Annotated in this window: 9 protein-coding genes and 1 pseudogene; 3 read left to right on the plus strand and 7 right to left on the minus strand. The window is 61.0% G+C overall.

Annotated features, from left to right (window positions below):
• Positions 1-206: 206 nt before the first annotated feature.
• Positions 207-4,856 (minus strand): hypothetical protein, encoded by a 4,650-nt coding sequence (locus BHC62_RS22520; protein WP_070996209.1) that lies wholly within the window; start codon positions 4,854-4,856, stop codon positions 207-209.
• Positions 4,857-5,009: 153 nt separating this feature from the next.
• Here BHC62_RS22520 and BHC62_RS22525 point away from each other — a divergent pair, with 153 nt between their 5' ends.
• The 3 genes from BHC62_RS22525 (at position 5,010) to BHC62_RS22535 (ending at position 6,789) form a co-directional block, all read left to right on the plus strand.
• Complete coding sequence (locus BHC62_RS22525) at positions 5,010-5,297, plus strand: DUF5629 family protein (RefSeq protein ID WP_029294763.1); 288 nt, start codon at positions 5,010-5,012, stop codon at positions 5,295-5,297.
• The gene (locus BHC62_RS22530) at positions 5,284-6,447 is read left to right on the plus strand and encodes a lactonase family protein (RefSeq protein ID WP_070996210.1); all 1,164 of its coding nucleotides are present in this window, start codon (positions 5,284-5,286) and stop codon (positions 6,445-6,447) included. The genes BHC62_RS22525 and BHC62_RS22530 overlap by 14 nt, the downstream gene beginning before the upstream one ends.
• A 162-nt stretch (positions 6,448-6,609) precedes the next feature.
• Positions 6,610-6,789, plus strand: coding sequence for a hypothetical protein (locus BHC62_RS22535; protein ID WP_029294767.1), 180 nt, complete (start codon positions 6,610-6,612; stop codon positions 6,787-6,789).
• Positions 6,790-6,966: 177 nt separating this feature from the next.
• Here BHC62_RS22535 and BHC62_RS22540 read toward each other — a convergent pair whose 3' ends face one another.
• The 6 genes and pseudogenes from BHC62_RS22540 to BHC62_RS22560 all read right to left on the minus strand — a co-directional run bounded on the left by BHC62_RS22540 (position 6,967) and on the right by BHC62_RS22560 (position 18,171).
• Positions 6,967-7,572, minus strand: a complete 606-nt coding sequence (locus tag BHC62_RS22540) for a glutathione S-transferase (RefSeq protein WP_071610062.1) — start codon at positions 7,570-7,572, stop codon at positions 6,967-6,969.
• Positions 7,569-11,207 (minus strand): AAA family ATPase, encoded by a 3,639-nt coding sequence (locus BHC62_RS22545; protein ID WP_070996211.1) that lies wholly within the window; start codon positions 11,205-11,207, stop codon positions 7,569-7,571. The genes BHC62_RS22540 and BHC62_RS22545 overlap by 4 nt, the downstream gene beginning before the upstream one ends.
• Positions 11,204-12,445 (minus strand): exonuclease SbcCD subunit D C-terminal domain-containing protein, encoded by a 1,242-nt coding sequence (locus tag BHC62_RS22550; protein ID WP_070996212.1) that lies wholly within the window; start codon positions 12,443-12,445, stop codon positions 11,204-11,206. The genes BHC62_RS22545 and BHC62_RS22550 overlap by 4 nt, the downstream gene beginning before the upstream one ends.
• A gap of 255 nt (positions 12,446-12,700) precedes the next feature.
• The gene (locus tag BHC62_RS22555) at positions 12,701-13,003 is read right to left on the minus strand and encodes a DUF6124 family protein (RefSeq protein ID WP_176770988.1); all 303 of its coding nucleotides are present in this window, start codon (positions 13,001-13,003) and stop codon (positions 12,701-12,703) included.
• A gap of 502 nt (positions 13,004-13,505) precedes the next feature.
• Positions 13,506-13,592: pseudogene (locus tag BHC62_RS29095) on the minus strand (hypothetical protein); the annotation flags it as partial.
• A gap of 406 nt (positions 13,593-13,998) precedes the next feature.
• On the minus strand, positions 13,999-18,171 hold the full coding sequence (locus tag BHC62_RS22560; protein WP_070996213.1) for a YncE family protein: 4,173 nt from the start codon (positions 18,169-18,171) through the stop codon (positions 13,999-14,001).
• Positions 18,172-18,321 lie beyond the last annotated feature (150 nt).

Genomic DNA, 18,321 nt, shown 5'->3' on the forward strand with positions numbered 1-18,321 from the left:
TGGGTGCCCTGCGGCTTGTCCAGCAGCTCAATGCACAAAAACTGTGGCGAGCGGGCTTGCCCCGCGCTGGGCTGCGCAGCAGCCCTAAAACCCAGCGCTGCGGTGTATCTGTCATACCGCATTTGACCTACTGGGGCTGCTTTGCAGCCCAGCGCGGGGCAAGCCCGCTCGCCACGGCGGCCCTATGCGACCACATAGCCAGGGTTTTATCGCTCGAACGACAGAAACCAACGCTCAGCCAACGCCTTGCCAATCAACCCGCGGTGTATGTCTACCACCGCCTGGGTTCCCTGCGCTTTGTCTAGCAGGGTGTAGTAGTTTTGCCGGCGTTGCTCGCGGGTTTTCAAGTGCGCGGTGCTGTACTCGGTCTTGGGGGTAGTCGCGGCGGGGTAGTGAAAGTGCGCGTACCACACCGGGTAACCTGCATTGTCGTTGATCGCGTATTCCTGGATGAAGTCCCGTCGCTCACCGCTCAATTGAAGACGCTCGCCCAGTTTCGCCACGCTGACCTGGCCTTGCGTGATCAGGTACTCCAGGTTGCCGTGGTTCGGCGGCAGTTCCAGGCACAATTGGCGGCGCAGTGCCTGGCCCCGGGTGCTCAAGCGCGCTGAGGCCAGGTGCAGATCGCTGGCCAGCTTCTGGTCGGCGGCGATGCGCGCGCTTTCGGCCTGGGCCTGGATCGCCCGGTCCAGCTCGCTGGCCAGTTTGTCGTAGCGTGAAGCCTCGTACTGCAGCACCTCTTCCACCTCTTGCGGATGCCGGGAGATTTTCCGGTAGTCCTCGGCCCGGCGCAGGTGGTCGTCCAGCATTGCCAGCAACTTGCGCGCCTCGCCCTTGACGACGCTGACGGCACGGGTGGTAAGGGCCGGCGCCGGCGGTGGGGCTTCGATAAATTCGACCCATTCGTCGCCACGCTGCGAGTACATGCCCAGCAACTGGTTGCTGACCTCGTCTCGTACCTCCACCACTTCCAGGCTGCCGACGGAGCTGACCTGGCCGATAAACGTGCCTTTTCTCTGGGTTTTTATGACCCGTTTCAGCGGCCTTCCGGCGCTGACGGGGGGACGCTTGGGTGGGCGCCTTGCAGGTTGCGCAATGGGTTTGACTTCGTTGGCCAGGCGCTGGGCGGCGTTCTGGTAAAGCGCCTCGATCACCCCGATGAGCTTGCCGGTGTACATCGGGTCGAGCACTTCGGCATCGACAATGTTCAACCCCCGCAGGCCGTCCAATGCACTGCCGTAGTGCTCCATCAGGCTCTCCAGCACACTCAGGCGATCGCCCGCTGAAAGCTCCAGGCTGTTGAGCTCACCGTGGGTGCGTACATGTTGCTGCAAGGGCGAGACGATACTGTCCAGGGCGTTGAACAACGGGTGGGCAAAGTCCTTGACGATCATGCGCTTCAAACCACGGATCTGCAGGTCCTTGACGGCCAGGGCGGTGATTTCGTTCGGCCGGCCCTCGGTCAGGCGCTCGTACACGGCAGCGCCACTGGTGCCCAGGCCGAATAATTGCTCCAGCAAACGCTCCTGCAGTTCGAGCCAATGGATGGTGCGCTCGTTGATCTCCAGCAAGTGCACGAGGAACTGCTGATAGCCCGCTTGATCGCGCAGCACTGCCAGCGACAACGCGGGGCCCTCGATGCCAAAACGCTGATAGGTGCGGTACAGCGCCAGCCGATCCTTTTCCGCGATGATCACGTGTTTACGGCTATTTTTGATGGTGTTTTCCAGGAGCGCCAGGGTGTCTTTGAGCGGTGGCGAGATGCGCAGTTCCTCCCGTTCCTTGAGGCTATCGAGGATCTGTTGGTACTCGGTGGTTTCCTCGTTGAGCGTGGTGTCGAAATGGCGGCGGGCATTGGCCAATTGCACCTCGTTGGGCCGGGGCAGTTGTTCCAGGTTCAGCATGGTCTGCTGCGCCTGGTCCGTGGCGGCGATCAAGGCCCGTTGGCGCAACTGCATGCGCTGATAAGCAGCGGTCAGCGCCTCGATGCGCTGCGCCTTGCGCTGGCGTTCGGCAGCGATGCGTTTGGGCGGCATGCCGCCGCGCAGGCGCAACCGCGTATCGACTGTCCAGGCCCCACGTTCATCGACCCACAGATAAGGGCCGCGCCGCGTGCTGTCGGCAGCATCGACAAGCACCACGCTGGCGTCATCCTCCAGGCTGACCCGATACAGGTCGCCATTGACCACGGCGTACCAGCGGTCTTCGACCGTATACAAGCCTTTGTATGGCCCGCTCGATTGCGGCGCCGGCAGTTTGGGAGGCGCGTCAACTTTGAAGGCCTGCAGGCGTGACAGCTGGTTGGGGGTGAGGCGATGACGGGCCTGGGTGAAGCTGAAATCCAGCGCTGCGTTGTCGCCGCGTGCCATTTCCCCCGGCAGTCCTACCGTGCCCTGGCGCACCTGCGCTGCAGGCGGCACGGGCCATACGTCACTTTCACGGCGCCGCAGCGATGTGCTCAGGGCTTGCTGCCTGAGCGTCGGATCGAGGCTTGACCAAGCCTTTGCCGGCGCAAAGTCCAGCAGCAACATCGCGACGTTGAGCAACAGATCGATCGTTGCCTGCTCCTTGGCGCTGGTGTCGTCGCTGACGATGGTCTGGATGGCCTGGGTGAAGCTGGCAGTCATCGTCAACAACCAACCCACGAGCATCGCCGGGCCGCGCAAGCCTTGCAGCAGGCTGCCGAACAACAGGCTGGCGCCCTCCATCAACACTTGCCAACGGCTCTCACGGTTGGAGGTCGATTCACGTTCGGCCTGGTCGACCAGGGCGCGGCTATGCTCGCTGAACAGGTACTGCATCAGCCGCCCGGTCACCAGGCACTGTTGCAACTCGTCATTGATCCCATCGCTGCCCAGGGTTGCCGGCGGTGGCGTGCGTACCGGAGCGAACTCGCTGCCCAGGCCAAACCGCAGATAGTGGGGCTCGCGGAACCCTCCGTGATCGTAGATCGGTCGCGCACTGTCCGACAGCCACGTCAGCACGCTGGCCTGCAATGCGCCGGGCTGCGCCATGGCCTCGAACAGCGCCGCGCGGCTGGGGTATTGCTGCAAGGACGTGGCGTAGAGCGGCCGGTACAGCAACAGCGGGCCTGGGGAAATGTCCTGGTATTCGATCAGGTACATGTTCTCGACTTTGTCTGCTGCCGCATTGGGACTGCGCAGCAGGGCCAGGTGCCGGATCACCACGGGGCGCTGGTGGACGTGCTGGTTGCTGGGGTCGGGCTGCATCAGCGCGGCGACCATGCGTGCGCCTTCTGCGCTGATGCCGAGCTCGTGCTTGAGGCTCAGCTCCAGGGCCAGCAGCGGCAATTGCAGCACCTGTTGCTCGCTGAACAGCCGTTCGCGCCGCAGCGCCTCGGGGCTGTCGCTCAGCAGTGCGTCCTTGAGCAGCAGGGGATAGTGCTTGCCAATGTCGACCCGCTCGATCAGGCCATCACTGCCCATCACCGCATCGGTGGTCAGCCAGGCCGGCAGGGTGTGTGCCAGGCGATGAGTGAGCGCCACCTGGCCGCTGGGGCGTGCGGCGAGGTTGCGGATCGCCAGGTCCGTGAGGCTGATGGGCAGCCGTTCGACAATGCCGGCCCCACCGGGATAGCCCGCGGCGACGGTAAAGGTCAGCATCACCTCATCGGGGTGGGGCAGGGTGGTCAAGGGGGCCTGCGCCTGGGCGGCCAGTCGCTGTAACTCACGCTGCAAGGCGTTGACCGTATAGGTGCGCAGGTCGTCGATGCCGCTCAGGTAAGTTTCATCGCCGGCGCGCTGCCGCGCGCTGGCCAGCTCCAGGCTTAATTGCCTATAGCGGTAACGCTCCGAGGGCGTGGCGTGGCGCAAAGGATCCGGTACGTGCGCGCGCAGGCTGTCCAGGTGGGCGTAGGGGGTTTGGTCGGCATCAAGGAAGTAGAGCGCCGGCTCCGTGAGTTCGGTGTACAGGGTTTGCAGGCTGCGCCAGTCCTTGCCCAGGGGCAGCTTGAGGGCGGCGAGGTGTTCCAGTTGTTGATTGAGCAGCAGGCTGGCCTGATGCTCGAAGATCGAACCCTGCGGCTCGTAGCGGTGGGTGGTGAGGGTCTGCGCCACAAAGCGTGCATCCAGGCGCTGGCTCCAGGCGGTATTGAACTCGCCCATGGAGGCAAAGCACTCGACATGCCCGTTGGGCGCACACAGCAGCACCGGGGCCCGGCCATTGATGGGGCGCGTCAGGAGCAGATACTCCGACAACAGGCGGGTGGTTTGCCCGTTGTGTTCCACCACCGTCTCCAGGCTGTAGGCAATCACCGCCTGCTCACCGTGGCGGGCGATGCGCTGGGCGCGTTCGGGAAAGCTCACGAGCTGGTCGAGGGTTTGCCGCGAGGCCGCGTCCAGTCCCGACTGCTTCAGGCCGCTGGTGCGCAGGGTGTTCATCAGCCAGTCGCCGAGCCAGCGCCAGCGGGTGACGCCACTGGGGCCACTGGCATTCCAGTCATCGACCAGCGCGTCTTGCAAGGCGATGGGCAGCAGGGCGGGCAGCTCGCGGATCAGCCCTTCGATCACCTGCATGTCGATGTTCTGATTGAGTTCGGGCAGCTTCAAGCGCTTGGGTGGCGTCTGCGAGAGGTAAGGCAACAGCCCGTGACGTTCGCTGAAGTCCAGGTCCGCGCCACCGCCCAAATAGTCCTGAACCACGCTCATCAGTGGCTTGAACCGCCAACTGCGGCTGGGTTGTGGCTCGGCAAGTTGGATTTGCTGCAGATCAAAGACCAGGTTGGGGTAACGCTCGCTGAGGTTGCGCTGCAACAGTGCCTGGACGGTGGTGGCGAGCGGCTGACGGCTGGCAAATTGCTGGCTGACCGCCTGGGCGGCCAGGGAAACAGGGGGCATGGCAGATTCCGTTCTGTGGGGTTGATAGAACCCAACAGTGGCGGTTGTCGTCGGGGCAGAGGTGGTAGCGGGCTACCCCAACCCCACGTGGAACGAGAAAGAACCCAGGGATTGGCCTATCATCTGTTTTTTTCCAACAGATGACTGATTGTGATGACTGCCGTTAACCTGCCGACTGCCCTTGAAACCTGCAACATGCTCGAAATCGATGGCCTGTATACCTTTGATTTCAAGCTGGAAGGGTGCTTGCACATTGAGTGCATGGATGGCCGGGACAAGAAGCGCTGGCGCTTTACTCCAGAACAGGTATTGGCCGCCGTCTTCGATGAAACCTTGCAAAGCTGGACCCTCACTAGCGACTCGGGCCAGCACCGCCTGGTGTGCATGAGTGGGATCAGTGGCAGCAACCACGACGAGGATGAAGACGATGCTGATGCGTAAATTCTGGCCTTTGCTGATGGCCGGCAGTGTGGGGGCGATGTCAGTCCAGGCCGCGCCGGCCCAGACCCACGAACTGCTGGTGGGCAGCTACACCGCAGGTGCCAGCGAAGGTATCTATCGGGTGCAGTTCGACAGCCGTACCGGGCACTTCGCCGGCCCTGCGGTGCTGGCCGCGAAGACGCAAAACCCGTCGTGGCTGACGGTGTCCAGCGACCGCAAGCGCCTGTTCGTGGTCAATGAAAACGGCCCCGGCCAGCAGGACACGGTCGGGCGCGTCAGCAGCTACCGCATCGACCCGGACAGCCGCCAGTTGCACCTTATCAATCAGGTGCAGAGCCTGGGCAACGAACCGACTCACTCCAGCCTGGCAGCCGATGGCCGGTTTCTGTTCGTGGCCAACTACAGCGTGCTGGAAGATCCGGGTGGCAGTCTGGCGATCCTGCCCGTAGATGCCGAGGGCAGGTTGGCGGCACCGGTGCAACTGAGTGCCCATCCCGCCAGTGGGGTCAACCCCGAGCGCCAGGCGTCCAACCATGTGCATTCAGTGGTGTCTTCGCCCGATGGCAAGTTTGTGTTTGCCAATGATCTGGGGGCCGACAAGACCTTTGTCTATCGCTATGACCCCAAGGCCAATCCCGAGCGCCCACTGGTGCCGGCGGCCGTGGTAGAGCTGCCGGCGGGCAGCGGTCCACGTCACCTGCTGTTCAGCGCCGACGGCAAGCACGCCTGGCTGACCATGGAGATGAGCGCGCAGATTGCCGTCTTCGACTATCAGGACGGCCAACTGACCCGAACCCAACTGGTGGACATGGCTGTCGGGCAACCGACGTCGGACAAGGCCGGCGCGGCGTTGCATGCCTCTGCTGACGGCAAGTTCCTGTATGTCAGCAACCGGGGCACGGCCAACACGTTGCTGGTCTACAGCATCGACCCGGCGACAGCCCAATTGAAGGAAATCCAGCGCCGCTCCGTGGAAGGCGATCACCCCCGTGAATTCAGCCTCGATCCAAGCGGCAGGTTCCTGTTGGTCGCCAACCAGAAAAGCAACCAGATCGTGGTAATCGAACGCGATACCCAGACCGGCCTGTTGGGTAAAACCGTGCAGAAACTGGCGATCGATGCGCCCAGCGACCTCAAGTTCCTGATGTGACAATCCGCCACAGGCTCCGTGGTTCGGGGCCTGTGGTGTTGTATTAATCGTGGTGATAACAGCTACTGTTTCAAAGCATTTCTGCGTTCAACCCCCTCGGCGTAAGTTGGGTTCCAAGGCCTCCACGGGCCACCTGACCAACCGAACACAAGGGTTACCGCCATGAACTTCAATCTCTTCTCCATCATCGCCGCTTCCGCCGTTTCCGCCACCGTTGCCTTGCCAGCCAGCGCCAGCGTGGAAATCAGCAGCAAAAAATCCAGCACCAGCGCCTACACCCAGAAATACCTGCAGCAAAGTGCCAACTTCTATGCGGCTCTGGACCACAAGATCCAGTCCTGAGTTGTGGCGAGGGGGCTTGTCCCCCGCTGGGCTGCGCAGCAGCCCCAGTAAGGACTGCCGAGTAGTATCAGGCACACCGAGGGGGCTGGTTTTGGGGCTGCTTTGCAGCCCAGCGGGGGACAAGCCCCCTCGCCACAAAAGGCCCCATCACCACAAAAAGCTCTCCTGACCACAGGCTCAGCCCTTGGCCATGACCCCGGTAAACAGTGCCGACGCCAAAAACCGCTCCAGCCACTGTTGCAAACGCGGATAAGGCGCGCCAGCAAACCACTCCCGATCCACATGGGCAAATTGCCGCACAAACGGTGCCAGCGCCACATCCGCCAGGCTCAGGTGATCGGCCAGCAAGTAGTCGCGCTGCGCCAGCAACGCCTCCAGCCTGCGCAAAAATACTTCGCCCTCGGCGCGATAGTGTTCCAGCGGCTGCTCTGGATAACGTTCGGCGTATTTATAGCGATTCAAGTGCACCTTGAAGACCAGGTCATTTTCTTCAATCAACCCTGCCATCAGCCCCTGCGCCGCGGGATCATCCTTGAGCAACCAGTCCTCGGGGTCGTTCTGCGCCAGCGCCCAGCGCATGATCGCCAGGCTCTCGTCGATCACCTGGCCGCCCACATTCAACACCGGCACCGTGCCCTTGGGTGAGAGCGCCAACATTTGGGCCGGCTTGGCCTTGAGGCTGACCTCGACAATCTCTACCGCCACCGCGCAATAGCGCAGCGCCATGCGTGCGCGCATGGCGTACGGGCAGCGGCGAAACGAATACAGCAGTGCCTCGCTCACTTCACCTCCAGGGTGCTCAAGCCATTGCCTTGGCGCTTGACCTGGATCTGCACGGGGATGCGCTCGTGCATTTCCTGCACGTGGGAGATCACCGCCACCTTGCGCCCCTGGGCCTGCAGGCCGTCCAGGGCGTCCATCGCCAGTTGCAAGGATTCGGGATCCAGGCTGCCGAAGCCTTCGTCGATAAACAACGACTCGATCTTCAAGGTGCTGGAGGCCATCGACGCCAACCCCAGCGCCAGGGCCAGGGAGACCAGGAACGTCTCGCCACCGGACAGCGAGTGCACCGAGCGCAGTTCATCGCCCATCTCCGTGTCCAGCACCAGCAGGCCCAGCATGCTGCCGCCGCGCTTGAGGCGGTAGCGGCGCACCAGTTGACGCAGTTGCACGTTGGCGTGGTGCACCAGCAGGTCGAGGTTGTAAGCCTGGGCAAACTTGCGGAACTTGTCGCCGGTGGCCGAACCGATCAGCGCATCGAGTCGGGCCCAGCGCTGCCACTCTTCATAGGCCTTGGCGGTGGTGAGCGCCAGTGTCTGGTTGGCGTCCTGGCGTCGCTGGTCTTCGGCTTGTTGGGCGCGCAGTTCGGCGCAGTGTTTTTCGCCGCTGTCCAATTGCTGGTTGAGATCGGCCAGGGCACTGTCCAGCTGTTCGGCGTCGAGGTTGCCATTGTGCAAGGCCTGGTGGTCCTTGAGGCGTTGCTCGCGTTCCTGCAGGAGGACCTTGGCCTGTTCGATGGCCTTTTCGCTGTGCTGCACCTGTTGGCGCAGCTGGTTGACGCCGGCCTCGTCGAAGGCCAACAGATGGGCCAGGCCTGTGTCGTCCAACTCCGGATGCTGGGCACGCCAGTCGCTGATACGCCCTTGCAGCGCCTGCAGTTCGGTGTCCAGGGCTTGCTGGCGTTCCTGGCGGGACTTGAGGTCGGCGGCCAGTTGGATCAGTTCGTTGCGGGTTTCCTGCAACTGTTGATTGGCCTGGGTCTCACTGTGGCGGGCCTGTTCCACGGCCTGCTCGAGTTGCTGCTGCCAGTGCTCGGCGCTGCTATGTGTGCCCAGCAGCGCGCTGAGTTTTTCCTGTGCGGCCTGCTGCTGGTGGGTCAGCTCGGTCAACTGCTGCTGCAGCACGGCCAACTGTTGCTGGCGATGTTGCTGGCGGTCCTGTTCTTTTTCGATGGCTTGCTGGCGTTGTTGTTGCTCGGCCAGTTCATCCTTCTGGTAGCCAAGCTGCTCCAGGCGCTGGCTGATCTGCTGGTCCAGCAGCATGAACGTTGCCGCTGGCTCCGTGCGCAGGCCGGCCAGGGTCTCGGCCGGTAGCAGGCTGGCGAAGGCATTGAGTTCTTCGTCCAGGCGTTCGCGGTCGCTGGCCAGTTCCCGTTGCTGGTCGATCAGTTGTTGGCGGGCTTGCTGGCTGGCGTCCTGGGCGGCTTGCAACTGCTGCTGCAGGCGCCCGGCATTTTGTTGCAGGTTGAGCAGGGCGCCCTGGCGCTGTTCGTCCTGGGTGATGCTCTGGTTGAGCTGGCCCAGTTGCTGCGCCAGCCAGGCGCTGCGTTTGCCGCTGTCCTGGTTGAACAGGGCGGCGCTCAACGGATGGGCCTCGAGGCTCGGCGCCAGGGCCTGGAGCTGGCTCGTCAGTTGTTCCTGTTGTTGCAGGAACTCCTTTTGCTGGGCGATCAAACCGCCGACTTCACCGCGCAGTTCGGTGAGCTTTTCCTTGAGGCTATCGACGGCTTGCTGCGCACGGGCTTCTTCGTTTTCATCATGGCGCGTGAGGCTGTGCAACAGGGCTTCGGGCTGGTGATACGGATGCTCGACGCTGCCGCACACCGGGCAGGGCTGCTCATCCTGCAATTGCCCACGCAACTCTTCGACACTGGCACTGCGCGCCAGGCGCTGGCGTTCCAGCAACTGCTTGGTCACGCTCAGGGTCTGCTCGGCCACCGCCAGCTCGGCCTTGGCTTGCAGGCCGGTCTGGTTCAGTTGCTCGCGCTGTTGTTGGGCGGTGGCTTGCTTGCGGGCCAGTTCCTGCTGTTGCTGGTCCAATTGCTGCTGGCTGTCCCAGAGCCGCGTCAACTCCTCGAAGGCCCGTTGTTGCTTGCGATTGTCCTTGAGCAGGCTGTCGAGCAACTGGATCTGCTCGGCCACGGCCTGGGGTTCGGCGCCGGCCTCCTGGTACAGCAGGTCCAGAGCAGTGCGCTGTTGGGTCCATTGCTCGCTGGCGCGGTTGGCCCGTTCCTCAAGCTGCGGCAGTTCGGCCTGGCCTTTGTTCAGGCGATTGCCGATCAGCATCAGTTGCTGCAGGCGGTCGCGGTAGGCGTTCCAGGCATCACTCAAGGGCGCGAGGGCGGCGCTGCGTTCAAGCTGTGCGGCCAGCTGTTGCAGGCGGCTGGCAACCTGCTGTTGCTGGGTGTGCAGGGCATCCAGGCTGGCCTGGCCCTCGGTGCAGGCGGTTTGCCCAAGCTGCAGTTGCTCGCTGCTTTGGGCCAGCTCGCGGGTCAGGCGGGTGAGGGTGCTGTGTTCCTCGAAGGCCTGGCGCAGCAACGGCGCAGCCTCGGTCTGTTGCTGCAGGGCCACGGCCAAGGCGCCGTGCGCGCTGGCTTGTTGCTGCTGCAGTTGTTCCTGACGCGCGTGCAGGGCTGTCTGCTGCTCTAGGTGCTGGCGGATCTGCGCGGCCAGGGGCTCCAACTGGCCGGTCAACTCGCTGTGCCGCGCAAAATGATGACGCTGCGGCGCCAGTTGCTCCAGGCGGCTCAAGTCCAGGCGTTGCGGGCCCTGGCTGTGCCACGCCTGTTCGGCCTGTTGCAGTTGCTCGACCGCACTGTGCTGGCGCTCTTGCCACTCGCGCAGTTCCTTGAGCCAGGTGTGTTGCAGTTCGAGCTGTTTGAGCTGGGCCTGCTGGGTCTTGAGCTGCTGCTGAGCCGCGCTCAACTGTTGATCCAGCTCGGCGCGGGCCTCGGCCGGCAGCGGCGTGACACCTGTGGCCTGGTCCTGCAGCAGCTTGTGGGCGTCCTTGGCCTCCCGGGCCTTGACGAACGCGCGCTGCCCCAGTTGGGTGTAGAGCGCGGTGTCGGTGAGTTTTTCCAGCAGTTCGCTGCGCTCGTTGTCGTTGGCCTTGAGAAACGCGCTGAACTCACTTTGCGCCAGTAGCACAGCCCGGGTGAACTGCTCGAAATTCAGGCCCAGGGCCAGTTCCAGCTGGGTCTTGTATTCGGTTTTCTGGCTGGCCAGCAGTTGTTCGCTGTCCAGGTCGATCAGGCTCTGGCGGCTGTGTTGCAGCTTGCCGCTGGCCTTGTCCCGGGCGCGGTTGGCTTCCCAGCGCGCACGGTAGCGGCGCCCGTTGACGCCGATAAAGTCGACCTCGGCATAACCTCCACCGGTGCCACGCCGGATCAGGGTGCGTGGGTCGCCAATGGAGATATCGGTATCGGCATCGGGCATTTTCGCCTGGCCGGTATCGCCCAGGCGTGGCACGGCGCCAAACAGCGCCAGGCAGAGGGCGTCGAGCAAGGTGCTTTTACCGGCGCCGGTGGGCCCGGTAATCGCAAACAACCCGGCGCTGGCCAGGGGCTCGGCGGTAAAGTCGATCTCGAATGGCCCGGCCAGCGAGGCGAGGTTTTTCAGGCGGATGGCGAGGATCTTCATGGCTGTTCGCCCTCCTGTTGCACGTCCTGGAGCAGCACGGCGAAATCCTTCAGGGTCTGTTCATCCACTTCACTGCCATAGCTGTCCTGCCAGGCGCGGCTGAACAGTTCCTGGGGGGTGAGCTGGTCGAGTTCGATCAGGGTGTCTTCATCACTGCCGTCGCTGCCGCGTTGGCCGGCGTACTCGGCGGCGATGCGCACCAGGCGCACGGCCTTGCCCAGCAGGGCCGTTTCGATTTGCTGGCGCAGGTCCGGTTGCGGCTCGTCGAGGCGCACCCGCACTTCGAGCCAAGGGTGGCGCTGGGTTTCGGCGAGCAGGTCGATATCCGGCAGATCGGCCAGGGCCTTGAGGATATCGGCCAAAGGCGCGGCTTCCAGGCGTTGCAGGTTGACCGAGCGCGGAATCAGGAGGGGTTCGACGCTGACCAGCATTTGGCCCTGGAATGTCACGTCGAGAATCTGGTGCTTGTAGCCGATTTCGGAGAACGACAGCGGAATCGGCGAGCCGCTGTAGCGAATCCGCTCTTCGCCATTCACCTTTTGCGGCTTGTGCAAATGGCCGAGGGCAACATAGCCGACACTCTTGTCGAACAGGTTGGCCGGCAGCGCCTCGGCATTGCCGATGATCAGGCTGCGCTCGGAGTCTTCCGATACCGAACCACCGGCCATATGCGCATGGCTGATGGCAATCAGCGCCTGGCCTTTTTTGCGTTTGGCGTTGGCGGCGGCAATCAGCCATTCATGGACCTGGCCGATGCCGCGCAGGTAGTCGTCACCCAGGTGCGCACCGGTCACTTCTGCCGGGCGCAAGAACGGTAATGCCAGGCACCACGCGGCGATCTTGCCTTTGGCATCCGGCAACGGGATCAGCAGGCGCTCGGCATCCAATTGCCCATCGTCCAGCCACAACACGCGGCCCAGCGCATGGGTACGCAAACGGCGCATCAACGGCGCAGGCAGTTCGATGCGCGAGCCGGAATCGTGGTTGCCGGCGATCATCACGATGGTCAGCGTCGGGTTTTGTTCATGGGCGCTGATGATGAAGTCATACAGGCGCTCCTGAGCCTTGAGCGGCGGGTTGACCGTGTCGAAGATGTCGCCGGCGATCAGCAGCGCATCGGGGCCATGCAGTTTCAGTTGGCCCAGCAGCCAATCGAGGAAACAGGCGTGCTCGAAGTCGCGTTCCTGGCCGTGGAGGTTTTGGCCAAGGTGCCAGTCGGAGGTGTGGAACAGACGCAAGGCGAACTCCGTGGGGAAGAGGTAAAGAGGGGAGGAGTTTACCTGTGTAGGCGCTGGCGTGCCTGAGAAGGCGGTGGGTCAGTTGAAAAAACTGCCAGCTGACACACCGCTTTCTCTTCAGGGCTGCACAAATCAAATGTGGGAGCTGGCTTGCCTGCGAAAGCGGTGGGTCTGTTGAAATAGCTGCCAGCTGACACACCGCTTTCGCGAGCAAGCCCGCTCCCACTGTGGTTTTGTGATGTTTGTGAGGTGGGGTTATACCTTGGGTTGCAGGCAGTCCAGCGCGAGGTCGGCCAGGGTTTTGGCCATGTCGATCAAGTGTTCAGTGGCGCCGGCTATGTGGCGTTGGTCGCCGATCAGCCCCTGGGTGGTGCCGGCTGCGGTGGCGGCTGCGCAGCGCAGCAGGTCACAGATTTGCGCCAGAGCGTCTTCGAAGCTGAGGTCTTGGTGCGCGGTGAAGGAGGGCGGCGAGGCGGGTTGCAGGTAGTGGCTCAAGGCGCGGTCAAAACACTCGCGGTCGGAGGGGAGGCGGGGTGGGTCGGGGACGATTTTGTTCATGCGTAAGCTCCTACTGGGTTGGAAGCCATCTTTTGCCGATCTCACTCGACGAAAGGTGGCAGCTATGTGCGGGGTGAGATACCGGACAGTAGGACCCGGCCAGACCGAAGTCTGCCCGCACACAGCCGCCATAGAGCATGTTGCGACGGTTGTGGCGCAGTGCGCCTACTGGTTTGCGGGATCTCACCCCCGATCGCTGATGTGCAGCGACGGAGCAGAGGCTAGCCAGTGGTGTGAGCAGGCGCAAGGCCGAAGGATTGTCTAGGAAACGTCCTGCAAATTAAAGGGATTTGGTTTGCTGGCCTTTGACAATGCATGACGGGGTATTCCCGATGAAGTAGATCAAGGGAGGGAGCTGGCTTGCCTGGGATGGCGGCGTGTCAGTCGAAGATGGGCTGGCTGATACACAGTCATGGCCGGAGTAAATTTTTCCCGTTTTTTGGTGTGTCTAATGAAGTGAAAACGGGACAGGTCTTTTAAATAGATCTGTCCCGTTTTTTTAATCGAGGAAACAGGCGTGCTCGAAGTCGCGTTCCTGGCCGTGGAGGTTTTGGCCGAGGTGCCAGTCGGAGGTGTGGAACAGACGCAAGGCGAACTCCGTGGGAATTAGGGAAAGGAGGGGAGTTTACCTGTGTGAGGGCTGGCTTGCCTGCGATGTCCAAAGGTATCTACACAACTTCCAGAAATTGAAGAGTTTCCCTGTGGCGAGCGGGTTTGTCGGAACGCCGCATCGCCCGCGCTGGGCTGCGAAGCGGCCCCAGTAAGCCGAATGCTGTGTATCTGAAACTCCGTAGAGGCGGGTCCCAATGCGGGGCAAGCCCGCTCGCCACTACAGCCCTCTGTGCTTGGTTTTAAGCATTGCGGCTAAGGCGCTGGCGGTCAAGGGCTCGGTGGTGCTAGTTGTCGGTCGGGTCTTGGGTGGTGGCGGGTCTAATAAAGTGAAAACGGGACAGGTCTTTTAAATAGATCTGTCCCGGTTTTAGTTTGTAGATTTTTTAGAGTTGTACTACATATACGACATGGTCACTATTGCTGCAGACATACGCCACTGAACTTTCTGGTGGAATGGCTATGCCTAATGGCCTATATGCTGGTTGTAGGATGCTTGAAGTTGAGTCGGTCTGAGTGTTTATGATATCTATAGAGTTGGTGTAATAGCCAGCAACGCAGGCTTTTTCAATGATATTACTAAAGGCGATGGCTGCAACCTCCCCATTGATAGGTATGACTTTTTCAACCATGTTAGTATTCATATTGATCACCGAAACCTTTTTATCGTAATGTCCTAGGTAAAACACTGGACGGTGAGGGCTCTGGGCCAAGAAACTGCCGGGGGTCGTAATAGGTATATATGCAAGAATTTGGTAGGTGTTAACGTCAATGACAGCGATTTGTGATAGTCGGGTAGATACATAGAGCCTATTGTTCGAACCGAGCATCGAATGGCTGGGGCCTGTTATACTAATCGAATGGATGATTTTTGCGGTAAAAGTATCTATAACATAGACAAAGTTGTCAGTGCTATTTGAAACATAAAGCCTGCTGCCTGTTGCATTGAATGTTGGATTGCTTGGAGATGGGATGTTGATTATTCTAGATCTTGCGCCAGTGTTGATATTGACAATTTCAATGCTGTTATCATTTTTGAGGGGGATGTACATACTAGAGCCATTGGGGTGAAGGGCCATGCGCTCCTTTGCGTCCGAGGCGGGCACGCTACGAATTATGCGATTTTGAGTCGTGTCTATTACACTAATGCGGCCGGGGTAGCTCACATACACTTCTGCTCTAGTCAAACTTGCGACAATGTCAAACTGTCCAAAGCCTAAAAATATTTGGTCTATGAATCCTGGAGAAGCACTAATCAAATAAGTGGTTGTGGTGAAAGCAATGGCATCGACTTCCTTGGTTGAACCATCAAAGGTCACCTTGCATGTCACAGTAATTTGCCGGCCTGTCGGCAACGCCTCCAACCAGGTACGCCACACGGTTTTATTGATCAACCCATTCGCGGCTTCCGTCGCAGTAATGGCTACCCCATTGATTACATACAAATCGCTCACTCCGGCACTGCTGCAAGTCAGCCACACCCGCTGACCGGCTGCACTCAAGCGCCACTTGGCGACAGACGCAGTGGCATTGCCGGTAAAGGTATTGAGATCCAACGTACCACCATTGGCAATATTGTTAATCACCGGCCGTGGCAAATTGGCAGCCTGAATAACTTGTACATTGACCTCTTGAGTAAACGAGTCGACATCCACCCCGTTAATCGTCGCGATATACCGCACCGTCACTTTCTTGCCCACGCTGGCGGCCATGATCGCCGGGCTGATCAAAAAGTCCACGCGGCCACCGGCCAGGCCGTCTTTATCGGCGATGTACGGGATATCACCATTGGGCAACAGCCACAGCAGTTTGATTCGATGTGTCGAGTTCATACCGGGGTAGGCCACCACTACCGAGGCGTTGTTTTCATAGGTCAACGGGTCGATGGTGATGGCTTGACCTGGCAGGTTGGCAAATTGCGGCCGTGGCAAGGTCGATGGGATTGCTTGAATGCTGTGCACACGCACGCCGAATAGCACCGCCGAGTTCTTATCGGCGCTTTCCGACAGGGTGACCCAGAAATGAATGGTCAGTTGCGAGCCATCTTTGAGACGGCGCAGCTTGTCCACCGGGGTGGGCGGGGAAATACCGTTGAGCACCCCGGCTGCCGTGACCAGGTTGGCGGTGTAGGTATTTTCGACATAAGGCGTGCCATCCTCGAAGGTGCCCTCGTAGGTCATCCACATCCGTTGATTGGGGGCGATAAAGCTCCACTTGGCTATCCGCGTGCGCGCTTCTTCGTTCAATTGCGACAATTCCAGCACCATGTTGTCGCCGATGCCGTCGATGCTCGGTGTAGGCAGGCCGGTCAGCGGTTGCAGTTCGAGGTCGACGACCTGCGATTCATACAGGAACGAGCCACGCATGAAGCGGTATTGCACGCTGATTTGGTTGCCATCGGGGCGTACACCTTTGGCGATGAGTTCCGGCGGGATAAACGCGCGCACTTCGTTGGTGCCGGGGTTGCCCTGGACTTTCGCGGTGTAACTGCCGATGCCGTCGCTGCTCAGCCAGTCGACGTCAATCTGATCGGTGGCGTGCATGGGTATAAACCTCACGATGACCCAGGCACCGGCCACGGCCGCCAGCGGATTGAGCCGGTCCGGCAAGAGGGAGGCGCCTTCGATGATCGGCCGTTCAAGTTGCACACCGACGCCGACCGTGAGGTCGAGGATTTCCGAGCGCAAGATCGTGCCGCCCGGGCCGCCGCGTTGCAGGCTGTAGCTGATGCGCAGGCTGCCATTGAGGTTGGAGTCGACCAGGTTGCGATTGATCGCAAAGACCAGCGGCTGGCCGGCCGTCGCACCGTTGACGGTGATGGTGCCGTTCGCCGAACCCCCAACCGCAGAACCGAAGATCACCCAGTACACCTCATCGCCGCTTTGCGTGCCGGTGTACGGTAGGGTCAGCAACAGATTCGCGCCGGGTACGTGGGCCGGGTTGATATTGTTGCCTTGCGCGTATTGCAGATGCGGCGCAGGCAGGCTGGCCAAACGTTCTCCGACCTGCGCGCCGACTTCGAGGGACTTGCGGATCGCTTGCGTCTGGCCGCCGAAGATATGCACGGCGCCGTCATTGACCAAGTAGTAAACGTAAATGTTGTGTCCACGGAACTGCTGCAAGTCCTGCGCAGTGACCCGATAACTGCCACCCTGGGGCCCCGCCAGTTGCGCGTCGGTGTAGGTTGCGCTGCCCCCACCCGGCTCGCGGGACTCGATCACCAGGGTTTCCAGCCAGTCCGGGTCATGGGGTTCGTAGAAGGGGATGGTGATTTCAATGTCGCTGTCCGGATCAATCAGGCCCAGCTCGATCGGCACGATGGTCACGCCCGGCATGCTCACGGGCGTTCCGACCACGGTGACGGTCACGCTGCCCGACTGCTTGAGGAAAGCCCCCCCAGCGGTAAGCAACTGGAACGACGCGCGGAACGAGCCGCCGACGGTTTGTTCGATGATCTCGCGCGGCACTGGCACTTCGGTCAGAAACAGGTTGCTCGCGTTTACCGGCGGCAGGCTAAAGGTGCGGGTCGAGCCGTCGATCAGCGTGGCATACAGCGTGACAACCACCTGATACGGCGGGTTGGGCGCCGGTACCTCCCGGTCGGTGTAGCACTGCAGACTGAAGGTTTTTTCGCTATCGGTATCGAAGTCCACCTGGCTGGACTCGACCCCGTCGATCAGGAAAAACGGTGCGGGGCTCAGGGAGGGATCCAGTTCGCTCTGAAGGAGGTAGTGCTGGGAATACTGGTATTTATCCCCGGAGATATTTTCTGCAACGTCCTGCACGCGAAAACGCAGGATCAACTTACCATTCAGACCGCCCTGATCAATGACCGATTTACTCACCCAGATGCGAATCGGCCCGGAGCCGGCAGCCTCCTCGGGGCTGACAATATGGATGACGATCACGCCGTCCCAGGAGAATTCGATCTTGTCATTCTTGCGGATATAGGGATAGGGCTCGATCAGGCACCACACGCCGCCAGCAGAGTTTTCCTGATTGATCACCGAGTTTTCTGGAAAGCCTTCGATGGACATTATCAAGCGGGTATGCCACGTGGCGCCTGGGTCCTGATCAGTCCCGCCGGGGCGGTCGGTCTTGATCAGAATGGTCTGCAGCGGTGAGGTGCTTTCCTGAAACGAGCCGGCGCGCAACACCCGGCCGTACAGGGTCACTTCGCCTCTGGGCATCGTCTCTTCCGGTACGATCAGCCCGTAGCGAGGCTTGTCTTCGTACGCGATACCGCTTTGCTTAGCCTCTACCAGGTTATCGATATAAATCGCGTAGTAGTCGCCGGAGCTCCATGTGAACCATCTTTCAAAGAACCAATACGAATAGGGCTGCACCTGACGAATACCCAGGGCGTAGACCGCGTTTTCCGGATAAAGCGCCTGCTCCAGCGGCACGGCGAGGTAAGCCGAGTAAGGCGGGTCGAGGTCTTCGACGCGCGTTGGGGGGAGTTCAGGGGTGTGGTAGAGCACCATATCCTGCGACAACGGCTGGGGGGGCGCCTGATCGTCGGCGGGTTCGTTTGAAGGATCCATCGGCAAGTTGGACATTGAAGAGACTCCTTGCGGGAAGAAGCGCACAGATATCGCGGCGCGCATGGGCAAGGAAAATCAAACACCCGCAGGGGCGCAGTGCCTAGCTGTTAGATTTGACAGTGCCGACGAGTGGTTGGGATGGAGTGTTTGTAGGCAAGCCCATTG

The sequence above is a fragment of the Pseudomonas sp. 06C 126 genome, assembly GCF_001855215.1.
GTDB classification, from domain to species: domain Bacteria; phylum Pseudomonadota; class Gammaproteobacteria; order Pseudomonadales; family Pseudomonadaceae; genus Aquipseudomonas; species Aquipseudomonas proteolytica.

Coding starts and splice junctions, on each gene's coding strand:
- BHC62_RS22525 (WP_029294763.1), top strand. CDS start 5,010: ATGACTGCCGTTAACCTGCCGACTGCCCTTGAAACCTGCAACATGCTC.
- BHC62_RS22555 (WP_176770988.1), bottom strand. CDS start 13,003: ATGAACAAAATCGTCCCCGACCCACCCCGCCTCCCCTCCGACCGCGAG.
- BHC62_RS22530 (WP_070996210.1), top strand. CDS start 5,284: ATGCTGATGCGTAAATTCTGGCCTTTGCTGATGGCCGGCAGTGTGGGG.
- BHC62_RS22560 (WP_070996213.1), bottom strand. CDS start 18,171: ATGTCCAACTTGCCGATGGATCCTTCAAACGAACCCGCCGACGATCAG.
- BHC62_RS22535 (WP_029294767.1), top strand. CDS start 6,610: ATGAACTTCAATCTCTTCTCCATCATCGCCGCTTCCGCCGTTTCCGCC.
- BHC62_RS22545 (WP_070996211.1), bottom strand. CDS start 11,207: ATGAAGATCCTCGCCATCCGCCTGAAAAACCTCGCCTCGCTGGCCGGG.
- BHC62_RS22520 (WP_070996209.1), bottom strand. CDS start 4,856: ATGCCCCCTGTTTCCCTGGCCGCCCAGGCGGTCAGCCAGCAATTTGCC.